This window comes from Streptomyces sp. NPDC056222, assembly GCF_042264065.1.
Classification (GTDB): Bacteria; Actinomycetota; Actinomycetes; order Streptomycetales; family Streptomycetaceae; genus Streptomyces.
The window spans coordinates 1-4,839 of sequence record NZ_JBHJTL010000183.1 but is presented as its reverse complement, the minus strand read 5'-3'; the positions used below and the strand labels follow the sequence as shown (position 1 = coordinate 4,839).

Below are 4,839 nucleotides of genomic sequence, written 5' to 3'. Positions count from 1 at the left end.
GCCCTCCTCCGCGACGAACGCTGCTACGAACTCACGCCACCTACCGCCCTCGCGGCTTGACAAACGGCATTAGGAATCAACACCCCACGCATACAAGGGAAATGCCCAGATCACAGCCTTCCGCAACACGCTTTAGGGCAGAGCCTCGTCCGTCGACGGCCGGCCGGCGCGCTCCATGGACCGAAGAGCCTCCTCCGCCGCCGCGAGATGACGATCGAAGGCCACAGGGTTGGAATGGGCAAGCGCGGTGAGCACGGTGATGTTCTCTCGTATCGTCTCCCGCGCCTCGACCGCATGCCCCATGGCGGTGAGCTGCTCGGCGAGAGCCGTCAACGCCGGGTGGAGATACGGCGCGTAGTAGCCAAACCTGCGCTCCGCCTGCCGACGGCGGATCGAGGCCGACTCCCTCAGTGCCATCAAGGCTTCCTCGTGTCGTCCGAGATCGCGCAGAGCAAGTCCGAGGTTCTCCAGGGATCCGGAGAGTTCCACATCGTCGAGGGTTGGATCGTCCCCCGTGAGTTTTCGCCCGATGTCCACCGCATCCTGGGTAGCGGAGAGCCTTTCCTCCGGTGCGATGCTTCGGGCTCCGAGATTGGCCAGGGCGTACCCCAGCTGGCGCTGGAAAGACGTGCCGCCCGCAGCGACAAGGGTCCTGTAGTGGTCGATCGCGCGCCGGGTCGCGGCAAGGGCTCGATCTTCCTGCCCGGTCCGGGAGTACATGATTCCGGCCCAGTCCAGGTACCTCGCGAGCTGCGGGAGGTGTGCGGGATCGTTCCGGGCCAGCTCCTCCTGGAGGGGGAGGGCCTTGTCGATGGCTTCGACGGCCTCGTCGAAGCGGCCCGCGTTCTCCAGGCGCATGGCGAGCCCGGCATGGATGCTCGCGCGGGTGACGTCGTCGGCTTGGGCCAGACGGTACGGAGCGAGATGGCAAGCAAGCTCTGCAGACGCTGCATCGACTTCCGCGTCGCGGAACGGCAGCTTCTTCTCGAAGGCGTCAAGGACCTCGAGCGGGAGCGACGGAATGCGGATGAGGGCGGTCAGCGCTGCGGAACCCGCCTGGTGGACAAGCTCGGGATGTGAGGTGAGCAGGGGCTCGAGGTGAATCGAGGCCACGTGCTGCCAGTGCTGCGCGGTCTCAATAAGGGTGATCAGCGTGCGTCGGGTCCACGGCGCGGAATCGAGCCCGGACGAGTTGTCTCTGCCGAGCAACAGCCGGTCGGGGGCGTTGATCGCCCAGCTGTCGGCGAGCAGGGAGCTCTCTGAGGCGGTGTCCGGGAGGAGGAGAGCGATGAAGTCCTCGCCGAGCAGGTCGGGGTACAGGGGCTCGAGGACCGTACTCGGCCTCGCTGAGGGATAGGCCAGCGAGTGGTCCTTGAGGATCTGGCCGTGATGCTCGTTCGATTCGACGGCCGCGCGAGCCAGCACGCGGATCCCGTCTTCGTAGGAGAGCGCGCCCGTCAGGGTCGCGGTGTACACCGTCTGCGCGAACGCCGTCGGCGGGATTCTGACCCGCCCGCCCGCCTGCAGCTTTTCCCAGTGCTCGTACTCGCGGCCGAGAAGGTACTCGGAGATGTCTGACCTGCTCCGGGGAGCTTGCCTGCCCAGTCGGGTGGCGTCCACCTCCCCCAGTGCCGCCATGTGGACTGAAAGGACCGTAGAGAACCCCACTCCGCTCAGATCCATCCCCCGTCCGGAGTTCCTGACCACGGAAACTCCTAGGGCGTCCGCGAAGTGTCCCCATGCATGGTGGAAAAGGGACTGCCGGTCGATCTCCGCAGTGAGCGGCAACAGGTGCATCCGATCGTCTGGGATGCCGAGATTCCTTATGTGCTGACGCGCGCTCTGCCACCATCCGCTTGCCGGTCGAGCGATCAGGAGGACCCGGACCAGGTCCTCTGCTTGACTTGTGCAGTCGTTCAAAAAACCGATGAGGTCCTGTCGAGGCCAGCGTTCGGCGTAGTCCACTACACACAGTAGGCCTTTGGATCGGGGCGACGCGACGGGATCCGGCGGGGAGTCCACAGCTGGTGCCGTGGACGCGCGATCGGCGCCGTGACGCACCTGGAGAACAGTCCATCCCTCGCGCCGACTCTCCTCAGTGAACTGCGCGGCGAGCCGTGACTTCCCCTGGCCACCTTGTCCATGCAAGAGCAGGACCGACGCCGGGTCGTTCGACCCGCACCAGTCGCGCAGGCGTTGCAGTTCGGCAGTGCGGCCTACGAAATCGATCCGCTGCTGCTGCGCGTTCAGCAACAAGCAGGGCTGTCTTCGAGCCGCGTCGACGGAGAAAACACGACTGACCGGTACCGCATGCTCAAGATGGTAGGTGGGCGGTTGTTGGAAGTTCTGGACGACGGAGCTGCCGACGTTCTCAACGACAGTGACGGATCCGTGAACCGTGACCTGCTGCCCCGGACGGCCCATCCAGCCGCTCCAGTGCCGGCTCATCGCTCCTCCACATCCGATGAGCCGACGTCCTCGATCCGCACCTCGTTCCCACGGATGAAGGTCTGGCGGGCCGGCTGCCCAGCAGCTCCTGGGCGGCTGAAAAGGCCCGAAGAACCACCAGGACGGTGCAGCCGAAGTCTGGATCGCCCCCGCACAGCACGCACCAAAACCACAGAGCCGCCCACGACCTTCGTCTCCGGTGCAGCGTCGGCCACCGAGCGACGCGCCAAGACGATCGAGACCAGTTGCAGGGCCAGCCCCACCACAGCGAGACACAGCGCAAGTACGCTGGAGATCTTGTCCGCGCGGTCCAGGCCAACGACCGCCAGATATCCGATCAGCAAGCCGAGCGAAACGATCCAGACGATTCCGCCGATCCATGCCCACACGCGCCAGGTCATTCCACCAGAATGACCTGCATGGAAGAGCAACGAAAGAGGGCCGTCGAGCTGACGTCCGCCCGCAGAAGAACCGGGTTCCCTTGGCCGTGATCGACGTGAGGTCCACTCATGCTGCGACGCGGCTCAGGCGACTTCTGCCGGACCCGTCGAGGAGCAGCTCCACAACAGCGTTCAATTCAGCACTCTGACAGAGCCGACACGCAAGTACGCCTGGTGATGGCCCGTGCCCAGTTCTCCAGGTCAAGTCACTCCGGACGTCCTGCCCCGCGAGGGCATACTCACCGCCGCCGTGATCACGACGGCCCGAGACCGGAGACGACCCCCTCGCCCTCCGGTCTGCGATCGGCATGACCGAGCGCAGCCCTGATGTGGTGGACAGCCTGACCGGCGACGAGGACTTCTTCGTCAAACTCACCCTGTGCCAGTACGGCGACAAAGCACCGCACGAACTCGTAGTGGAGATGTACGCCCACTGGCACGGCCTGACCTGGAGCGGTCTGCGCTTCCACCCGAACTTCGTCAAACCAGGCCTCTCCCGCTACGCCGACCACCCCAACCCACGGCTGCGGCACGCCGCCCTCGCCGATCTGGACGGGCCCAGACCTCGTCATGCAACTGATCGACGACCCGGACGTCGGCTGCTCGGCGTTGGGAGACCCGAGACTGCCGTACGAGGACTCCTACGCAGGCTCACCCTCCCAGGCTCCGCCCGGGGCGCCGCAGCAAACCCCGCACTGCCACCCGCGACGAGGCACCAACTACTCGACCTGGCCGGGCCCGTGCGTCACATGGGCGATGCCACCGCCCGGGCACAGCCGGTCGACGGTCCCGGCCGCATCCAGGCGGCGCAGATCCTCGGCAGCGACAGGCAGAGCACCCAGACGCTTCTTCACCGCGGAGGTGACCACACATTCCATGCGCGGGCGCACCGTTCGCAGCCGCGGGGACCGAGAAGGCTTCTTCACGCCCCGGTCAAGACATCCACCCCGGACCGGACACGGCCGGACCCGACTCCACCCGAAACAGCCACCGACGAAGAACGGACGCAGCGTGCTCCGCGCCTCGCCCGTGATCAGGCGTAAACGATCTGCGCTTGCGAGGGGAAGGCCGGAAAGGCCCAGTTGTCAGTTCGCAGCCGGGGAAGCTGTGTCGTCGGCCTTGATGTCGAAGTTGATCTGGTCTCCAACGACAGAGGAAACGGTGACCGACACGCCCAAAGTGCTGCCGTCGCCCGCTGTGAGCGTGCAACGGGTGGTGTTGCCCACCTTCCCGACGAGGTCCTCGGGACAGGCGACGTCTGGCGTCGGCTGGCCCGTTGTGGCGGCCAGCTTTTCGGCGACTGTGGTGGCCAGCTTGGCCTTGGACAGTGTTTTCTCGGAGTTTCCAACGCTGACGGAGCCCGAGCAGCCGACGAGCAGCACGCCGACGGCTACGGCCGAGAGGCTCCAAGTTGCTGCGGACAAGCGGGCTATGGTCATGATGAGGCTCCATTCCGGATGATCAAAATGAGAAGAGGCCGGAAGCCTACTGGTGCGTCAGGCGCGCAGTCGCATCGCCGGGACACAGTTCATCGACGATCCCGGCTACATCCAGCCGGCGCAGAAACTCGTCAGAGACAGACAGCGCGCCCAGACGCTTCTCCACCACGGATGTCACCACCACTTCGAGGCGCTGACGCTCAGACCGGTGGTCCGCGGCCGACCTGGCCGCCGCCTCGGCGAGCGTGTGCCGCACCACGTCACCCACGGTTGTCCGCGTACACGTGAACGTACCCAACTGTGTACGGACGAACGTGCTCAGCTGGTGATGTGCTGAAGCCGGTGCCCCGCTCGGCGGCACCCGACCCGAGAGACGGCCCCGATCGGTGATCGGTGCCGTCTCGTGGCCGACTACATCTCGTTGAAGCCACGTGACGCGTCGTAGATGTCGAGTTCGATGAAGACCACGTAGAAGCTCGTTACGACGTACTGGACCATGACGTGGTCCTCCC

At 65.6% G+C, this 4,839-nt stretch carries 5 protein-coding genes; all 5 read right to left on the bottom strand.

Annotation, left to right across the window (positions count from 1 at the left end; translation table 11 throughout):
* Positions 1 to 132: 132 nt before the first annotated feature.
* The 5 genes from ACFC0D_RS38075 to ACFC0D_RS38055 all read right to left on the bottom strand — a co-directional run bounded on the left by ACFC0D_RS38075 (position 133) and on the right by ACFC0D_RS38055 (position 4,595).
* Positions 133 to 1,965, bottom strand: coding sequence for a hypothetical protein (locus ACFC0D_RS38075; protein WP_376446585.1), 1,833 nt, complete (start codon positions 1,963 to 1,965; stop codon positions 133 to 135).
* Positions 1,966 to 2,444: 479 nt separating this feature from the next.
* Complete coding sequence (locus ACFC0D_RS38070; RefSeq protein WP_376446582.1) at positions 2,445 to 2,849, bottom strand: hypothetical protein; 405 nt, start codon at positions 2,847 to 2,849, stop codon at positions 2,445 to 2,447.
* Positions 2,850 to 3,607: 758 nt separating this feature from the next.
* Entirely contained in the window at positions 3,608 to 3,766 is a 159-nt protein-coding gene (locus tag ACFC0D_RS38065; protein WP_376446580.1) for a hypothetical protein, read from the bottom strand.
* Positions 3,767 to 3,973: 207 nt separating this feature from the next.
* Complete coding sequence (locus ACFC0D_RS38060; protein WP_376446577.1) at positions 3,974 to 4,327, bottom strand: DUF4333 domain-containing protein; 354 nt, start codon at positions 4,325 to 4,327, stop codon at positions 3,974 to 3,976.
* A gap of 46 nt (positions 4,328 to 4,373) precedes the next feature.
* The gene (locus ACFC0D_RS38055) at positions 4,374 to 4,595 is read right to left on the bottom strand and encodes a hypothetical protein (protein ID WP_376446575.1); all 222 of its coding nucleotides are present in this window, start codon (positions 4,593 to 4,595) and stop codon (positions 4,374 to 4,376) included.
* Positions 4,596 to 4,839 lie beyond the last annotated feature (244 nt).

Excerpts from the sequence above, each read along its gene's own strand:
- ACFC0D_RS38070 (WP_376446582.1), bottom strand. The coding sequence starts at position 2,849 with ATGACCTGGCGCGTGTGGGCATGGATCGGCGGAATCGTCTGGATCGTT.
- ACFC0D_RS38065 (WP_376446580.1), bottom strand. The coding sequence starts at position 3,766 with ATGGAATGTGTGGTCACCTCCGCGGTGAAGAAGCGTCTGGGTGCTCTG.
- ACFC0D_RS38060 (WP_376446577.1), bottom strand. The coding sequence starts at position 4,327 with ATGACCATAGCCCGCTTGTCCGCAGCAACTTGGAGCCTCTCGGCCGTA.